This is a genomic window from Plantibacter flavus, assembly GCF_051487245.1.
In the GTDB taxonomy this organism is placed as follows: Bacteria; Actinomycetota; Actinomycetes; order Actinomycetales; family Microbacteriaceae; genus Plantibacter; species Plantibacter flavus_B.
This window is the reverse complement of the sequence record NZ_JAHVDH010000007.1, coordinates 78,282-94,643: the sequence shown is the minus strand read 5'-3', so window position 1 is coordinate 94,643 and position 16,362 is coordinate 78,282. Positions and strand designations below refer to the sequence as shown.

Sequence of the window (16,362 nt, the reverse complement as noted above, 5' to 3'; positions counted from 1 at the left end):
GCACCCCTCGCCTACGCGATCCGGGAACGCCTCGACGCCGCCGCGATCCCCACCCGGGTCGCGGGTGATGCGCGGACGCTCGCGCAGCTGCGCGCAGACGCCCTCGCCTCCCTCGCCATCGCGGGCACCGTCACCACCGACGGCAGCCCCATCCCCACCGACCCCGACGCGCCCACCAACATCACCTGGCTGCCCGGCTCAGCGACACCACCCGAGCTGCGCCCATCGACGGACATTCTCGTCGAGGAACCGATCGACATCCAGGCCCACATCCGCGCCTCCGTCCACCTCACCGTCCCCGCACTCAGTGTCCTCGGCATCACCGAGGAACCCGGCACCCTCGACGGTTACGGCCCCATCGACCCCGACACCGCTGCACGCCTCACCATCACCGCACCCTCGATGACCCGCATCCTCACCCACCCCGAAACCGGCACCGTCCTCTCCGTCGGCCGCGACCAGTACCATGTCCCCACCGACCTCCAGCGCGCGGTCCGCGTCCGGGACACCACCTGCCGCGCGCCCGGCTGCGCCCGCCCTGCCCGCAGCTGCGACCTCGACCACACCACCGCCTGGCAACACCACGGCACCACCAGCCTCGACAACCTCGCCAGCCTCTGCCGACACCACCACCGCCTCAAGCACCACCCCGGCTGGCAGATCGAACAACACCCCGGCAGCACCCTCCACTGGACGACACCCGACGGACGACACCACACCACGACCCCAGAACACGCCGAAACCGGGTAACCCCTCACCGCCCTTCGACACACTCGGCGACCAAGCGCGGTCACCGAGCCCACCGTCACGCCCGGGACAGAAGCCAGAGGCGCTCATCGTGCCTGTCGAGGTGTCCACCACCGAACCGCAGGCCGTTTCACGATGCCTGTCGTGCCGCCCTTCGACACGCTCAGGGCACAAAAGCCTGCTCAGCGGGCGAAGCCGGCTCGTGTGTTCCGGTGAAGCCGGCTGGTCAGTTGCAGCGGAGCCTGCTCGTCCGTTCCGGTGAAGCCTGCTCGTCCGTTCCGGCGAAGCACGCCCCTACGCGTTCCGGCGACCTCCGGGGCGGCGGGTGCTCGCGATACCGTGCAACGGTCTGGCGGCGCTGACGTAGGGGGCGACGGCCTCGCGGAACGCCGCGGCGTTGTCGGCGGAGAGGTCGATCTCGTAGGCACTGCCGTCGAACACGAAGACCAACGACTCTCCGCGGTCGTCGAGCGGTTCGCCGGTGATGTCGTCGACCGTGGTGACGGTGCGTCGCATGGCCATGATGCTCCCTGGGGTCGAAGGTCGTGACAAGCCTACCCGCGGCGAGTGCTGCGCCCGCGGGACGCGCGACGGCGTCGGGAGCGGGCGAGGCGCGCGAGCACGTCCTGCACGCATCACAAGCCCGCGAGGCGCGCGAGCAGGTCCAGCAACACACCCTCACTCACGTTCGAAGCCCTGACCCGAACCTGCACGCATCACAAGCCCGCGAGGCGCGCGAGCAGGTCCAGCAACACGCCCTCGCTCACGTTCGGTGCACTGACTCGGAACCAGTCGGCACCGCGTTGGGCCTGCGCTTCCCGGCCCTCGTCGAGGACGACGACCCGGTCGAGCGGGTCGGGAACGGCGAGCGCCTCACCGGTTGGCGCGATCGGCGAGTCCTCCCGGAACACCCATGCCCCGCCCCGGAGGATCGTGTAGCGCAGCAGCTCACGTCCGTCGTCGGATCGCAGGCGGCAGTCCACCGCGTCGAGGCGACGGAACGAGTCGTCGGCCAGGCGATAGCTCGGCGTCGCGGTGCTGACGTAGCCCGCGGCGGTGGACGGCTCTCCGAGGAGCTCGACAGCCGCAGCCTCGTCGAGGGCGGCGCTGCACGACCGGGTGCCGGGGGCAGTGCTCGCCCTGCCCACCGGTTGCGGGGCCGGTGCGGTCGCGAGCACCGCGCGTGCGACCGCCTCCACCTGCTCGCCGACGATGCCGCCGGGTGAGGTCGCATCGACCTCGAGGAACCGCTCGCCGTCGAGCGCATGGACGCTGCAACCGTCGCCGGCGCATTGCGTGCCGTTGATCTCACCGACGGCGCTGCTCCAGTCGGTGTGCTCGTACCAGTGGTTGAAGGAAGCCCAGTGGTCGACGCCGTCGCCGACGAGACGGACCGAGAGCGACGCTTCGGAGGAAGCCGTCCTCCACGCGCAGACGATTCCGCCGTCCTGCAGGAGCGCGATGTCCGCGATGGTCGGCGGCGTCAGCGCCGCCGCCTCACCGAGCAGGGCCGTGCGTTCCTCCGCGCCGACGAGCGAGTCGCACGTGGCACCGGCGGGGAAAGCGGACATTGGCAACGACGGGAGCGGGGCTTCGGTCACCCTCGCACCGGTGGTCGGTTCGGGCGGGGCGGCCGGCCCGGAGCCCGTACACGCTGTCAGGACGATGCCCAGACCGAGCGCGATCAGGACGAGGCCCACTCCCCGTCGACGCGCAGGCCGCCCGACCGGGCGCTCCGGAGACACCGGGGCGTCAGTCCGCACGCGGTGGCGTGGCCTCTGGCCAGTCGACGGTGCCGGCGAAATCGGGGTGCTTTCGCAGATAGGCCTGGATGAACGGGCAGTACGGCACGATCGTCAACCCGCGGGAGACCGCGTCGTCGAGCGCGGCGTGGGCGAGAACGCTGCCGAGCCCCTGACCGCCGAACGCCGGGTCGATCTCCGTGTGCGTGAACAGGATGCGTCCCGGCTGGTCGTGATAGCCGGCGATACCGGCCACGTCATCACCGATGCGGATCTCGTACTCGTGCGTCTCGTCGTTCCGCGTGACGCGCGGCGTGGTCGCTGCCTGACCGGGTGTCGACATGGGCCCTCCGTTCCAGCTTCACTGTACGCCGCCGGGATCGGCCGGTCTGCCCGACGGCTCGCGCCATCGGGCAGCTCCGCGCACGGTGTTCGAACCGGCCGCGACGACACGGCGGAAAACGGTTGATTAACCGCTTGACCATTCTCCACAGCGCACGCTACGGTACTGCGTAACCGATTAACCAGTACCGAAGAGGATGCAATGAGCCAACGAGGGTTCCACCGACCGAGCGACGCGTGGGTCGGAGACGTCATCCCCTGGCAGGAGGACGGCGCGTTCCATCTGCTGTACCTCCACGAGTCACGACGCGTGCCGAAGACCGGCATGCCGTGGCACCGGGTCATCACCGAAAACCTCGTCGACTTCCACGAAACCGGCGAATCCCTCCCCTCGGGCGGAGCAGACGCTGCCGATTTCAACGTGTACACCGGCAGCATCGTCCTCGACGACGACGGCGTGCACCATGTCTTCTACACCGGGCAGAATCCGGACCGACGCGGCACCGACGGCCAGCCGCTGCAGCTCGTGATGCACGCGACGAGTTCCGACGGCATGCGGTCATGGGACAAGCTCCCGGCGGACACGTTCGGAGCGACCGCCGGATACGAGACCGCCGACTGGCGCGATCCCTTCGTCTTCCGAGACCCCGACTCCGGACTGTGGCGCATGCTCATCACCGCGCGGCACTCGGACGGCCCCGAGCGTCGTCGTGGCGTGATCGCCCAGTGCACCTCGCCAGACCTCTCCTCCTGGGAGGCGGCGGAGCCCTTCTGGGATCCTCGCCGCTACATCGCCCACGAATGCCCAGAGGTGTTCCAGTGGGGCGAGTGGTGGTATCTCGTCTACTCGGAGTTCAGCGAGAGCTTCACGACGCGATACCGGATGTCGCGGAGCCTCGACGGCCCGTGGCTCACCCCCGACCACGACACGCTCGACGGCCGCGCCTACTATGCCGCGAAGTCGGCCGAACGCGACGGGAGACGCCTGTTCTTCGGCTGGATCGCCTCGCGGGAGGGTGCGCACGACGCCGGTGCGTGGCAATGGGCCGGCACGATGGCGGTCCTCGAAGCCGAACAGCGCGTCGACGGGACACTCTCCTTCCACCCAGCCGCGGAACTGCGGGAGACCTTCGCAGCCGGCACGGACGCCCTGCCTCCGGGAACCGTCCTGGACGCCCCGGACGGGTACGTGGCCGTGGTGAGCCCCGCGGACGTCCCGTCGTCGTTCCGGCTCGTCGCCCGTTTCGACATCTCGGAGCACACCGGCGAATGCGGGGTGCTCGTCCGTGCCAGCGACGACGGTGACACCGGATACGTCTTCCGCCTCGAACCGAGACGGGATCGCCTGGTCTTCGACCGCTGGCCCCGTACCCGGACCGGCACCGAGCAATGGCAGATCTCCGGCGACGTCCCCCACGCCGTCGAACTCGAACGCCACTGCGACCTCGCTCCCGGTATCCACGAACTCGAGGTGATCATCGATGGCGACCTCTGCGTCGCGACCGTCGACGACGCCGTCGTCCTGAGCACCCGGCTGTACGACCTCCCGTCCGGCCGGGTCGGAGCTTTCACCGGCGAGGGGTCCACCACCGTCGAAGCGTTCACACTCGCCCCGCGGGTCGACCTCGAGGATGCGGACGACCGCGTCATCCGGGAACGCCCGTTGCGCGAGCTGCTCACGGTTCCCGTCCCGTCCTGAACACTCCACCACCCCACCGCAAACCCACCCAACCACCCACGCCCTATGATCGATCAACGGAGATTCTGACCATGCCACTCATCCCCCGTACCGCGGCCGCAAGCCGCTCCACCGCGTTCGCCGCGATCGTCGCCGCTTCGGCGCTCGTCCTCACCGGATGTGCCGGCGGGTCCACCGGCGCCGACCCGACCGATGTCGACCCGAAGGGCGAGATCGTCCCCCGCGAGATCTCCTGGCTGCTGTCGCGGCCCGCCGACGGCGGCGTCATCACCGCGATGGAGCAGATCGCCGACGAGTATGCGAAGGACCACCCTGGCTTCGCGCTCAACCTCATCACGACACCCGACCGACCGTCGTACATCCAGAAGTACGAGACGCTGGCGGCGGCGAACAAGCTGCCGGAACTGTTCGACACCGACGCGACGCCGTTCGCGCAGAAGCTCGCCGGCCAGGGACGCATGGTCAATGTCGACCTGCTCCTCGAAGACCTCGGGCTGGCCGACAACTATCGGGAAGCCGCGCTGAACTATCAGCGGTTCGACGACGGATCGCTCTACATGGTCCCGTTCGAATTCCAGCTCGAGTTCTTCTGGTACAACGAGGCGCTGCTCGACACCGCCGGCGTCCAGGTGCCGGCGACGCTCGACGACTTCCCGGCGATGTGCAAGGCGCTCCGCGCGAAGGGCATCACACCGATCGCCCTCGACGGCCAGGACCAGTGGCCGTTGGAGCGCTACATGGCCTACTACCCGTTCCGCATGGCGGGCCCGGAGTACGTGCAAGACCTCAAGAACGGCGACGCCTCGTTCTCCGATCCCGCCGGCAAGGCGGCCGCCCAGTGGCTGTACGACCTCGGTCAGGCCGGTTGCTTCCAGGAGGGCTTCTCCTCCACGGGGTACGCCGACGCGCAGGCCCTGTTCACGTCCGGCAAAGCAGCCGTGTACAACATCGGCACCTGGGAGCTCGGCAACCTCGCGACGGACGCGCTCGACCCGGCGGTGCGCGATGCGGTCCGCACGTTCACCCTGCCCACCATCGACGGTGCAGTCACCGCCGACAACGAGTACGTCACCCCGTCCGGCATCGGAATGGCGGTGAACGCGAAGACCTACGACCCACTCGTCCGCGACTTCCTCGCGTTCGCCCTCGACCGCTACCCGAAGATCTACGCGGCAACGGGTGCGCTGTCGCCGACGACCTCCGCGCAGACGACCATCCCTGCGAACGCGACCGACCTGTACGCGAGTTCGGTGGAGCAGGCGGACGGCGTCGGACCGGCGATCGCGATGCCCTGGGACACCCAGCTCGACCCGGCCACGAACACCCGCCTGCAGCAGGAGTTGACCCTGCTCGTGCAAGGCGACATCACCCCCGACGAGTTCATCGCGACGATGGATGCCACGCTCACGGAGAACACGGATGACTGAGCTCGCTCCGAGCCGGGCGGGGGCACGGCGCACCCGCCCGGCACGGGGGCCCAGGCCGATGTCCACGTCCATGCTGCCTCGCAGGTCGGCGCTCTCGGTAGCGGTGTTCCTGGTGCCCCCGCTTCTGCTCTACGGCGTCGCGGTCCTCCTCCCCATCGTCCAATCGTTGTTCCTCAGCCTGTACAAGTGGGACGGCATCACCGACATGGTGTTCGTCGGCGTCGACAACTACGTGAAGATGTTGACCCGGGACGACGTGTTCTGGACCGCGTTCGGGAACGCCCTCGGGTACCTCGCGATCTGTCTCGTGCTCCAACTCGGCGGCGCACTGATCGTCGCCGGACTCCTCACCGCGTTGCCTCGAGCACGCGAACTCGTCAAGACGCTCTACCTCCTCCCGGCCGTCATCTCCACGGTCGCCATCGCGATCCTCTTCCAGCGGCTCTACGCACTCGAACCAGTGGGGCTCATCAACCAGCTGCTCGAGTGGGTCGGCCTCGGCCATCTGCAGACAGCGTGGCTGTCGAACGTGCAGACGGTCCTCGCCGCGGTGTCGATCCCGGAGGGGTGGCGATTCACCGGCCTGTACATGCTGATCATCTACGCAGCGCTCATGGCCGTCCCCCGCGAGCTCGAGGAGGCCGCTCGACTGGACGGCGCGTCATGGTGGCAGGTGTTCTGGCGCATCCGGTTCCCCTACATCCGTCCGGTGTGGATCACGACGACGATCATGGCCACGACCTTCGCGCTCCGCGGCTTCGACATCCCCTACCTGCTCACCAACGGCGGGCCGGGACAGGCCTCCGAACTCTTGACCACCTACATGTACAAGACGGCGTTCGTCCACACGGACTACGGATACGCGAGTGCGATCTCGATGTTCATCGTGGTGGAATGCCTCGTCGCCGTCGGCCTCATCTTCCTGCTGCTTCGTCGAAGGGACGACTCATGACCGCTTCAGTCCTCACCAGGCCCACGGAGCAGCCGACTCCCCCATCCGCGCCCCGCGCACGTCGACCGTCGCACTCCCCTCGACTGCGTGCGCAGCGGACGGTCCTCACCGTGACGATCGTCGCGATCGTGCTCGTGCAGGTGTACCCCCTCGTCTGGCTCCTCCTGACGAGCTTCCGCACGGCGGCCGACTTCGCCGGGGGCAACCCCTTCGCCCTGCCGTCCGAGTGGACCCTCGACAACTACGCGAGGGCGTTCTCGACGGGCAATCTCGGGCTCAACATCGTCAACAGCCTCGTGGTCACCCTGGGTGCGAGCGTCCTCATCGTCGGCGCCGGCATGATGGCCGCCTACGCACTCCAGGTGCTCGGCTTCCGCTTCAGCGGGCTCGTCCGCGCCCTGTTCCTCCTCGGCATCATCGTGCCGGTGCAGATCGCCCTCGTCCCGCTGTTCATCGACTACTCGCAGGTGGGCCTCCTCGACACCCACCTGTCGATGATCATCCCGCTCGCCGCGTTCGCCCTGCCGATGGCGGTGTACCTCTTCTCGTCCTTCTACGAGTACATCCCGCGGGAGATGTACGAGGCGGCGTCGCTCGACGGTGCCGGGCCGTATCGGATCTTCTCCCAGATCACCTTCCCGCTGTCGGTGAACACCATCATCACGGTCGTGCTGGTGAACAGCATCTTCATCTGGAACGATTTCATCTTCGCGAACACCTTCGTCCTCTCCGACGGATTGAAGACCATCCCGCTCGGCCTCCAGAACTACATCGGCGCGATGGGGAACACTGATTGGACGGCGACGTTCGCCGCCGTCTGCGTCACGGTCACACCCCTCCTCCTGGTGTTCCTCGTGCTGAACAAGGCAATGATCAACGGTCTCGAGAGCGGAGCGACCAAGGGATGAGCAACGCGGAGCACGGCAAGAGCACCTCCGGCATCACGATGCGCGACGTGGCCAAGGCCGCAGGGGTGTCCGTGGCGACGGTCTCGCATGTCGTCAACGACAAGCCGGGGGCACGCATCGGTGACGACGCCAGGCGACGGGTCCACGAGGCCGTCGCCGAACTCGGCTACCGACCGAACGCCCTCGCGAAGACCCTGTCGCAGGGCACGTCGCGCTTCATCGGCCTCGTCGCCGATGCGATCGCCACCACCCCGTTCGCCGGCCAGATCATCCACGGCGCACAGGACGAGGCGTGGAAGCACGGCTACGTGCTCCTCGTCGCCAACACCGACGGCAACACCGCCGCCGAGGACGAGGCGATCGCGATGATGCTGGAACACCAGGTGCGCGGGATCCTCTACTCGACCTGGTACCACCGAGAGATCGTCGTCCCGGAGGCCCTGCACCAGACCGACTCGGTCCTCGTCGACTGCTTCGCCGACGGCAGCGGGCTGCCCGCCGTGGTCCCAGATGAGGAGCAGGGCGGCCGGACGGCCACGGAGGAGCTCCTGGCGGCAGGGCATCGCCGGATCGCCTTCGTCAACACCACGACGCCGTCACCGGCACAGACTGGGCGCCTCGCCGGGTATCGTTCCGCCCTCGAAGCGGCAGGCGTCGAGTTCGACGACAGGCTCGTGTTCGCTGCCACGCCCGAGCAGGAAGGCGGGTACGCGGCGACCGCGGACGTCGTCGATTCGGGAGCGACCGCGGTGTTCTGCCACAACGACCGGGTCGCCATGGGACTGTACGACGGGCTCCGCGAGCGCGGCCTCCGCATTCCCGACGACATGGCGGTCATGGGGTTCGACAACCAGGACGTCATCGCGGCCCACCTCCGCCCACCGCTGTCGACGGTCGCACTTCCGCACTACGAGCTCGGGGCAGCGGGCGTCCGCCGGCTCCTCGGACTCGAACCGCCCTCCACCGCCGATCCGCAGCTGATCGCCTGTCCCTCGATCCCCCGGGATTCGATCTCGGTGCGTGCCGTGCACGCCTGACGCACCAGTCACTCCACCTCTCTCACTGCACCGCAACCGCGGTGGGGGCGTTCGTCGCGCCCGCCGCCCAATCGAAAGGAACAGCAATGACGCATGACCTCTCACGACGCACCGTGCTCCAAGGGGCCGGGATCGGAGCCCTGGCCCTATTCATGACCAGCGCGGCACCGGTCGTCGCGGCACAGGCTCAGACCTCGCTCCGCTCGGTCTTCCACATGACCCCACCGACCGGATGGCTGTGCGACCCGCAGCGACCGGTGTACACCGGTGGCGCCTACCAGCTCTACTACCTGCACTCGGGGCAGAACAACGGCCCCGGCGGTTGGGACCACGCCACGACCGGCGACGGCGTCTCCTTCACCCACCATGGCACCGTCATGCCGCTGGAACCCGATTTCCCGGTGTGGTCGGGTTCGGCCGTGGTCGACTCCGCGAACACCGCAGGTTTCGGTGCCGGGGCTGTGGTCGCGCTCGCGACGCAACCCACGGACGGCGTCCGGAAGTACCAGGAGCAGTACCTGTACTGGTCGACGGACGGTGGCTTCACGTTCACGAGACTCGCCGATCCCGTCATCGTCAACACCGACGGACGCTCGGCGGTCACCCCGGCGGAGATCGAGAACGCCGAGTGGTTCCGCGACCCCAAGATCCACTGGGACGCCGCTCGGAACGAGTGGGTGTGCGTCATCGGGCGCGCGCGCTACGCGGCGTTCTACACCTCGCCGAACCTCCGCGACTGGACACTGCAGCTGAACTTCGACTACCCGAACCATGCGCTCGGAGGTATCGAGTGCCCGGACCTGTTCCAGATGCGGGCGGGAGACGGCACCTGGCACTGGGTGCTCGGCGCGAGCATGGACGCCTACAGCATCGGTCTGCCGATGACTTACGCGTACTGGACCGGCACCTGGACGGGCACACAGTTCGTCGCGGACGACCTGACGCCACAGTGGCTCGACTGGGGGTGGGACTGGTACGCGGCCGTCACCTGGCCTCGCGCGGACGCCCCCGACGACCGTCGACTGGCGATCGCCTGGATGAACAACTGGAAGTACGCGGCTCGCGACGTCCCGACCGATGCCTCCGACGGCTACAACGGCCAGAACTCGATCGTCCGCGAGCTCCGCCTCGAAGCGCAGCCGGGCGGCCGGTACAGCCTGCTGAGCTCACCCATCGATGCGCTCTCCGGCTACGCGACCGCCACGACCTCCCTCCCGGACCGCACCGTCTCCGGAAGCTCGGTGCTGCCGTGGAGCGGCCGCGCCTACGAACTGGAGCTCGACGTGTCGTGGACGTCGGCGACGAACGTCGGCGTCTCGGTCGGGCGGTCGTCGGACGGCTCCCGACACACGAACATCGGCAAGTACGGTGCCGAGGTGTACGTCGACCGATCGCCGTCAGACCTCGCCGGATTCTCCCTCCTGCCCTACAGCCGGGCGGCGGCACCGATCGATGCGGACGCCCGCTCGATGCACCTGCGCATCTTCGTCGACACGCAGAGCGTGGAGGTGTTCGTCAACGCCGGCCACACGGTGCTCTCACAGCAGGTGCACTTCATCGACGGCGACACCGGGATCTCGTTCTACACCGACGGCGGACCCGCCGAATTCACCGGGATCACGATCAGAGCGTTCGGGACGCCGATCTGATGGGACGCGGGGGGGGTGAGTGGTGGTGGTCTCCCGTCCGACCTCACAGCACCGCGGCCAGCCGCTTCTTCCGTCGGTTCTCGCGGACGATCCAGGTGATGTCAGGATCGGCGTCGTCCAGGCCGAGGAAGACCGGCACACCCGCGTCGACGTCGGCGGCGACCGCCACGCTCCAGCAGTAGCCGAGCGACTGCCGCAGCGTCCGGGCTGCGGGTCGACGACGGGCCTCCGGTGCCAGGGCGGCGAGATGAGCGGTGGCACGTCGGCAAGCGTCGAGCGCGAGCGCAGCGGTCTCCGGGCTCGACAGCAACCGTGGCTCGCAGATCGCCGCGATCGCCGCACGCTGCACGAGCGGGTCCACATCGTCCACCCAGTCGAGGACGATCGTCCTGAGCGCCGCGAGGTCGCGGTCACCGAGGAGCTGCAACCCGATCACGACGCCCTCGCGGACCCGCCACCGCTCATCGGTCGCCAGAGCACGGGCGAGGCTCTCCGACTCGGCGTCTTCCGATCTCCGCCCAGCAGCGGCGGCGGCGCACATCACCGGGTACTCGCCACCGTCGCGCAGGAGATGATCGATCACCCGCTGGTCCGCGAGCTCGGCGACGGCCTGGACCAGCGGGAGGTTCGCTCGCGGGCCCGGCAGCCCGGAGCGCTCGGCAAGGTAGTCCGCCCATTCGGATGGATCCAGCTGCTGCAGTTCCGCCAGCTCGGCAAGTGTCGTCCCCATAAACGTACGCTAGCCGCTCATGCGCGCAGAACGCGGCCGACGTCGGGAGTCGCGCCTCGTTCACGCCGAGCATCGTGTGAGGCGTCGCCTGTCGCGCCACACGGCCGATTGGTATTCTGACCGGATGGGAATGCGAGGCATCAGGCCGTTCGTCGGCCTCGTCGTTGCGGGTATGGCCCTGGCGCTCGTCACCGGTTGCACCGCTGGGCAGGCGGGTTCCACCGCGACCTCCGCCGTGGCGAGCGCAGAGGACTCCCCTACCCCGACGGCCGCGTCATCCTCAGCCACGGCAGACGCCTCCGACCCGGAGACGACCTTCCGAACCTGGCTCGCCGCCTCACGCGAACCCGACCCGGACACGGCCTGCGCGCTCATGACCGACGCCCTCGTCCAGAACATGATCGCCGAACTCGCCGCGCAGGGTGTGACCGTCTCGTCGTGTGCAGAGCTCATCACCAGCTCAGCAGCGCTCTACGCCAGCCTCGGGATCAGCGCCGACGTCGACGTCACCGTCCTGTCGGAATCGCCTGACGCAGCCGAACTCGATGTCGTGTACAGCGACGGCGGCGACTGCGGCACCGTCGTCCTCGAGCAGACCGGCCACGGGTGGGTCCTCAACGAGCTGTCACAGGAGTGCGGAACCCGCTGACGCAGGACCCTGAAGTACGTCGCCTACCTCCACGACGACGCCAACGCGTCCGGCCGTGAGACGCTCGACATCAGGCAGGTGACCTTCTCGAACGGGTGGCCGACGATGGGGGCGCCGAGACGGACTCGCGGCAGCGGGTGCTGCGAGCGGGCCAGCGCCGGCGCCTCCCGATCTCACTCAGGTGGTCGCGAGCCCCTGCAACACGTCGGCGAGCGCCGACGCACCCGCTTCAGCGTCCGCATCGTCCGCGTGCTCCTCCGGCGAGTGCGAGACGCCGGTCGGGTTCCGGACGAAGAGCATGGCGGTCGGCACCCGGGCGGCCAGCACACCCGCGTCGTGGCCGGCACCGGTGTGGAGGACCGGGGCGGACGGGAGGATCCCCTCGAGGTGACGGCGAAGCGTCGGGTCGAAGTCGGTGGTCGCACTGAAGGACTCCTCCACCAGGGTTCCCTCGCAACCCTCCTCAGCGACCACCAGCTCGAGGCGCTCGCCGATCTGTGCAACGACGGCGGCGGTGACGACATCGTCCGGGTGACGGACGTCGACCCAGAAGTCGACGCTCGACGCGATGACGTTCGTTCCTCCCGGTACCGGGACCAGGCGACCGACTGTCGCGCGTGCGTCGTCGGTCCCCCGCGCGATCGAGCGGATCTCGTGGATCATGCGTGCCGCGGCGACCATCGGATCGTGTCGGTCGCGCATGAGCGTCGTGCCCGCGTGGTTGCCTTCACCACGAACGGTGATCCGCCACCGCCCGTGCCCGAGGATGCTCGACCCGATCGCGATCGGCTGCTCCAGATCGATGAGTGCCCGGCCCTGTTCCACGTGCAGTTCGACGAACGAGTCGAGCGTGGCGAGCCCGGAGACGTCGGCGCCGACCCCGCGAGGATCGACCCCGTGTCGCGCGAGCACGTCAGCGAAGGTGTCGCCCTCAGGGTCGCGGAGCGCGAGTGCGCGTTCCGGCGTGATCGCACCGCTGAGCAACCGTGAACCGAGACACGCCACGCCGAACCGTGAGCCCTCCTCCTCCGGGAACACGGCGATGACGATCGGTTTCGTCGGGACCGTGCCGCGCTCGCGGAGGAGGTCGACGGCGACGAGTGCCGCGGCGACGCCGAGCGGGCCGTCGTACGCACCGCCGCCCGGCACCGAGTCGAGGTGACTGCCGGTGAGGACGGCGCCGTCGAGTGACCGCGAGGGCACGTGCCACCAGGCTCGGATGATGCCGTTGCCGTCGATGTCGACGTCGAGGCCTCGCCGTTCGGCGTGCGCGATGAACCATCCGCGCAGCTCGAGCTCGGCCGTCGAGTAGACCGGTCGCGAGTAGCCGCCACGCGTGCGATCCACACCGATCGCGGCGATCTCCGACAGGAGGGAGACGACCGTGTCGCCGGTCATCGCGCTGCCAGCAGGCTCGGTCGGAACAGACCCGGCACGGTGTCGGCGCCCTCGACGAGCGCCAGCGCGTACTCCCCGATCAACGGCGCGAACTTCGCCCCGTGCCCGGAGCACGGCGCGAGCACGGTGATGCCGTCGACCCGATCGATGACGAAGTCCTCGCTGGGCGTGTTCGTGAAGAGGCAGGTCGTCTCCGCGTACGGCTCCGGGACGAGCTGCGGGAGGAACTCGGTGACGTACCGGATCACCCGCTGGCGATTGGCGTCGTCGAGCAGTCCGTCCTGGTCGGCGGCCGAGGCGAGGTGCTTCCCACCGTTGTACTCGGCGACCTTCTGACCGCGCCAATCGGCGTCGCGGCCGCCGGGGAGGCCGTAGACCTGGATCGTGGCTGACTTGTAGATGAAGGTCGGCCAGAGACCGGTGCCGTCGCGACCGCGCTCACCGTCGACGTACGGGAAGTGATACGCCTGCTCCTGGCGGACGTCGAGTGCGGGGAAGGCATCGAGGAAACCGGCCGGCAGCGAGAGTTCGCCGAGGAGGTCCGGGAGCCAGCCACCGGCCGCGACGACGATCTGCTCGGCGTCCTGCGCGCGTCCCGCTGTGCCGTGCAGACGGTACCCGGCGGGCACGCGTTCGACGCGCGTCACCGGCCAGTCGTGCAGGACGGTGGCACCGTGGGACACCGCGGCCGCGAGCATCGCCTCCACACTCCGCTCCGCGTCGATCACACCGGCCCCCGGGTGCCAGAGGACGGACGTGTCGAAGCCGATGGGCCACCGCGCCGACGCCTCCTGCTGCGAGAGCAGTTCGTGCTCGACACCGAGCTCGTCCAGGACGGCTGCGAGGCGTTCCGGCTGCCGCGTCGCACCGAAGTCGAGCGCGCCGCTCGGCGTGATCAGGGCGGTGCCGTCGAGTGCGGCGAGTTCGTCCCAGCCGCGAGCCGACTCGACCACCAGTCGTGCGTAGTCGGTCGCGGGGTACGCGTATCGGAAGATGCGTGCCGAACCGTGCGACGACCCGTGTGCGTTGGCGGGGGTGCTGCGCTCGAGGACCGTCACCTCATGCCCTGCCTGGGCGAGCCGCCAGGCGGCTGCGGCTCCGGCGAGTCCTGCTCCGACGACGACGACACTGGTCATAGGACTGCTCCTGGTTCACTGGGGTGGTGTTTCGTGGATGGCGCATCCGCTGGTTCGACGAAGAGCTCGATGAGTTCCGCGGCCTCCGCGTCGACGTGGTACCTGGCGGGGATGACCGACGGGGCCGGGACGACCCTGCCGTCGCCCGTCACCACATGACCGCTGCGGACGACGGTGCAGACGACGGCAGGGTCGCCGCTGACGTAGGGGCCGGTGATCCGGAGGGTCCGATACGCGACGGCCGGTCCGCCGTGCGAGGACATGAGGTTGAGCGCGAACGCCTCTCCGGCCGGAACGTGGGCGGTCACGGCGAGGGATCCGTCGAAGCGGTAGGCCCCGTCGGAGCCGACCAGGAGCGGACCGTCCTCGCCGAGCAGGACGATCGAGAGCGGTTCGAGCGGGAGGTGCAACCGCGTCACACCGGGGAGCTCCGAGAAGGAGCTGCCGTCGCGGACCGTCGCGATGCTGATCCGCCAGCCCGCCGGGTCGTCGGCGACCACCCGGGTGCTGCCTCCCCCGCCGATCCACGCCGACTCCTCGAGCGCATCGACGGGGAGCACCCGTCGTGGCCGAAGCGGCACGGTCGCGGTCGGCGACACCCGGGTGGCGCCCATCAGCGCCGCACGTCCTCGACGGGGTTCTCGCCGATCGCTCCGACACCGACGGACTCTGCCTCGTCGTCCTCGTAGGCGCGCTCCGCGTGGGCGTGCTCGTCGATACCGGCGACCTCGTGCTCCTCGGGGATGCGCAGACCGATCGCGATCTGGATGACCTTCGCGATGATCCAGGTGACGACGAACGAGTACACGAGGACCGCGACGGTCGCGATCGTCTGCACGCCGAGCAGTTCGAATCCGCCGCCGTAGAGCAGGCCCGACCGCCCGTTGGGGGCCGCGTCGGTTGCGAAGACGCCGATGAGGAGCGTGCCGATGATGCCGCCGACGAGGTGCACGCCGACGACGTCGAGCGAGTCGTCGAACCCGAGCCGGTACTTCCATTCGATCGCGAGGCAGCAGACGACACCGGCGATCGCACCGATCAGGATCGCGCCGATGGGAGAGACCGCGCCACAGGCGGGGGTGATCGCGACGAGCGCGGCGATGATGCCGGAGGCACTGCCGAGGCTCGTGACCGCGCCGTGACGCAGCCGGTCGACGATCGCCCAGCCGATGAGACCGGCGCAGGCGGCGACGGTGGTGTTGAGGAAGACGACGCTCGCCGCGTTCCCTGCGGCGAGCGCCGATCCGGCGTTGAAGCCGTACCAGCCGATCCACAGGAGGCCGGCCCCGACGAGCACGAGCGGGCGGTTGTGCGGGCGGAGCCTCCCACCCCAGTCCTTGCTCTTCCCGAGGACGAGGGCGAGGGCCAGGGCTGCGACGCCGGCGTTCATGTGGACTGCCGTGCCGCCGGCGAAGTCGACGGCTCCGAGCGTGTTCGCGATCCAGCCGCCCGTCGTCTCATCACCGTCGAAGGCGAAGACCCAGTGCGCGACCGGGAAGTACACGAGTGTCGCCCACAGGCCGGCGAAGAGCAGCCAGGCGCCGTATTTCATGCGCCCGGCGGCGGCCCCCGCGACGAGCGCCGTCGTCACGCCGGCGAACAGCAGTTGGAACGCGGCGAAGAGGGCGAGCGGGATGCCGGCGTCCGGGTCGTCGGTCAGCGCCTGGTCGAGTCCGGCGAACTCGAGCGGGTTGCCGATGAGTCCGAGGCCACCGACGGAGTCCCCGAAGACGAGCGAGTAGCCGAAGGCCACCCAGAGGATGGCGACGAGGGCTGCGCCACCGAAGCACATGATCATCATGTTGAGGATGCGGCGGGACGAGACCATCCCGCCGTAGAACAGGGCAAGGGCCGGGATCATGAGGGCGACGAGCGCTGAGCTCGTCAGGATCCAGGCGACGTTTCCAGAGTCCACAGGTCACTCCACAGGTCGAGGTTCGCAGCGG

General features: G+C 69.1%; 16 protein-coding genes. 8 read left to right on the top strand and 8 right to left on the bottom strand.

Features of this window, described 5'->3' with window-relative positions; translation table 11 throughout:
* The coding region (locus tag KXS11_RS17795; RefSeq protein WP_437387018.1) for an HNH endonuclease signature motif containing protein at positions 1-750 on the top strand (750 nt) is incomplete at its 5' end.
* Positions 751-1,041: 291 nt separating this feature from the next.
* On the opposite strand, the gene KXS11_RS17790 is transcribed toward KXS11_RS17795, so the two are convergent.
* The 3 genes from KXS11_RS17790 to KXS11_RS17780 form a co-directional block, all read right to left on the bottom strand.
* Entirely contained in the window at positions 1,042-1,269 is a 228-nt protein-coding gene (locus tag KXS11_RS17790) for an Lsr2 dimerization domain-containing protein (RefSeq protein ID WP_437387017.1), read from the bottom strand.
* Between the two features lie 194 nt (positions 1,270-1,463).
* The gene (locus KXS11_RS17785; protein ID WP_437387015.1) at positions 1,464-2,318 is read right to left on the bottom strand and encodes a hypothetical protein; all 855 of its coding nucleotides are present in this window, start codon (positions 2,316-2,318) and stop codon (positions 1,464-1,466) included.
* Positions 2,319-2,499: 181 nt separating this feature from the next.
* Complete coding sequence (locus KXS11_RS17780) at positions 2,500-2,832, bottom strand: GNAT family N-acetyltransferase (RefSeq protein ID WP_437387014.1); 333 nt, start codon at positions 2,830-2,832, stop codon at positions 2,500-2,502.
* Positions 2,833-3,033: 201 nt separating this feature from the next.
* On the opposite strand from KXS11_RS17780, the gene KXS11_RS17775 reads away from it, so the two are divergent.
* From KXS11_RS17775 to KXS11_RS17750, 6 genes are all read left to right on the top strand, one after another.
* Positions 3,034-4,530 (top strand): glycoside hydrolase, encoded by a 1,497-nt coding sequence (locus tag KXS11_RS17775; RefSeq protein ID WP_437387013.1) that lies wholly within the window; start codon positions 3,034-3,036, stop codon positions 4,528-4,530.
* A gap of 71 nt (positions 4,531-4,601) precedes the next feature.
* Complete coding sequence (locus tag KXS11_RS17770) at positions 4,602-5,957, top strand: ABC transporter substrate-binding protein (RefSeq protein WP_437387012.1); 1,356 nt, start codon at positions 4,602-4,604, stop codon at positions 5,955-5,957.
* Between the two features lie 70 nt (positions 5,958-6,027).
* Positions 6,028-6,909 (top strand): carbohydrate ABC transporter permease, encoded by an 882-nt coding sequence (locus tag KXS11_RS17765; RefSeq protein WP_437387022.1) that lies wholly within the window; start codon positions 6,028-6,030, stop codon positions 6,907-6,909.
* On the top strand, positions 6,906-7,817 hold the full coding sequence (locus KXS11_RS17760) for a carbohydrate ABC transporter permease (RefSeq protein ID WP_437387011.1): 912 nt from the start codon (positions 6,906-6,908) through the stop codon (positions 7,815-7,817). The genes KXS11_RS17765 and KXS11_RS17760 overlap by 4 nt, the downstream gene beginning before the upstream one ends.
* Positions 7,814-8,854 (top strand): LacI family DNA-binding transcriptional regulator, encoded by a 1,041-nt coding sequence (locus KXS11_RS17755; RefSeq protein WP_437387010.1) that lies wholly within the window; start codon positions 7,814-7,816, stop codon positions 8,852-8,854. Before KXS11_RS17760 ends, KXS11_RS17755 begins: the two co-directional genes overlap by 4 nt.
* A gap of 86 nt (positions 8,855-8,940) precedes the next feature.
* The gene (locus tag KXS11_RS17750) at positions 8,941-10,503 is read left to right on the top strand and encodes a glycoside hydrolase family 32 protein (RefSeq protein WP_437387009.1); all 1,563 of its coding nucleotides are present in this window, start codon (positions 8,941-8,943) and stop codon (positions 10,501-10,503) included.
* A 43-nt stretch (positions 10,504-10,546) separates the two neighbouring features.
* On the opposite strand, the gene KXS11_RS17745 is transcribed toward KXS11_RS17750, so the two are convergent.
* Positions 10,547-11,233 carry a HEAT repeat domain-containing protein gene (locus KXS11_RS17745; protein WP_437387008.1) on the bottom strand — a complete coding sequence of 229 codons (687 nt, stop codon included), beginning with the start codon at positions 11,231-11,233 and terminating at the stop codon, positions 10,547-10,549.
* A 124-nt stretch (positions 11,234-11,357) separates the two neighbouring features.
* On the opposite strand from KXS11_RS17745, the gene KXS11_RS17740 reads away from it, so the two are divergent.
* Positions 11,358-11,882 carry a hypothetical protein gene (locus KXS11_RS17740; RefSeq protein WP_437387006.1) on the top strand — a complete coding sequence of 175 codons (525 nt, stop codon included), beginning with the start codon at positions 11,358-11,360 and terminating at the stop codon, positions 11,880-11,882.
* Positions 11,883-12,059: 177 nt separating this feature from the next.
* On the opposite strand, the gene KXS11_RS17735 is transcribed toward KXS11_RS17740, so the two are convergent.
* From KXS11_RS17735 to KXS11_RS17720, 4 genes are read right to left on the bottom strand one after another with little or no spacing between them, the layout of a single operon-like run.
* The gene (locus KXS11_RS17735; protein WP_437387005.1) at positions 12,060-13,280 is read right to left on the bottom strand and encodes an allantoate amidohydrolase; all 1,221 of its coding nucleotides are present in this window, start codon (positions 13,278-13,280) and stop codon (positions 12,060-12,062) included.
* A complete protein-coding gene (locus tag KXS11_RS17730; protein ID WP_437387004.1) occupies positions 13,277-14,416 on the bottom strand; it encodes an FAD-dependent oxidoreductase in 1,140 nt (379 codons plus the stop codon). The genes KXS11_RS17735 and KXS11_RS17730 overlap by 4 nt, the downstream gene beginning before the upstream one ends.
* Positions 14,413-15,030: a HutD family protein gene (locus KXS11_RS17725; protein ID WP_437387002.1), complete on the bottom strand. Its 618-nt coding sequence runs from the start codon at positions 15,028-15,030 to the stop codon at positions 14,413-14,415. Before KXS11_RS17725 ends, KXS11_RS17730 begins: the two co-directional genes overlap by 4 nt.
* On the bottom strand, positions 15,030-16,331 hold the full coding sequence (locus tag KXS11_RS17720) for an ammonium transporter (protein WP_437387001.1): 1,302 nt from the start codon (positions 16,329-16,331) through the stop codon (positions 15,030-15,032). Before KXS11_RS17720 ends, KXS11_RS17725 begins: the two co-directional genes overlap by 1 nt.
* Positions 16,332-16,362: the final 31 nt, after the last annotated feature.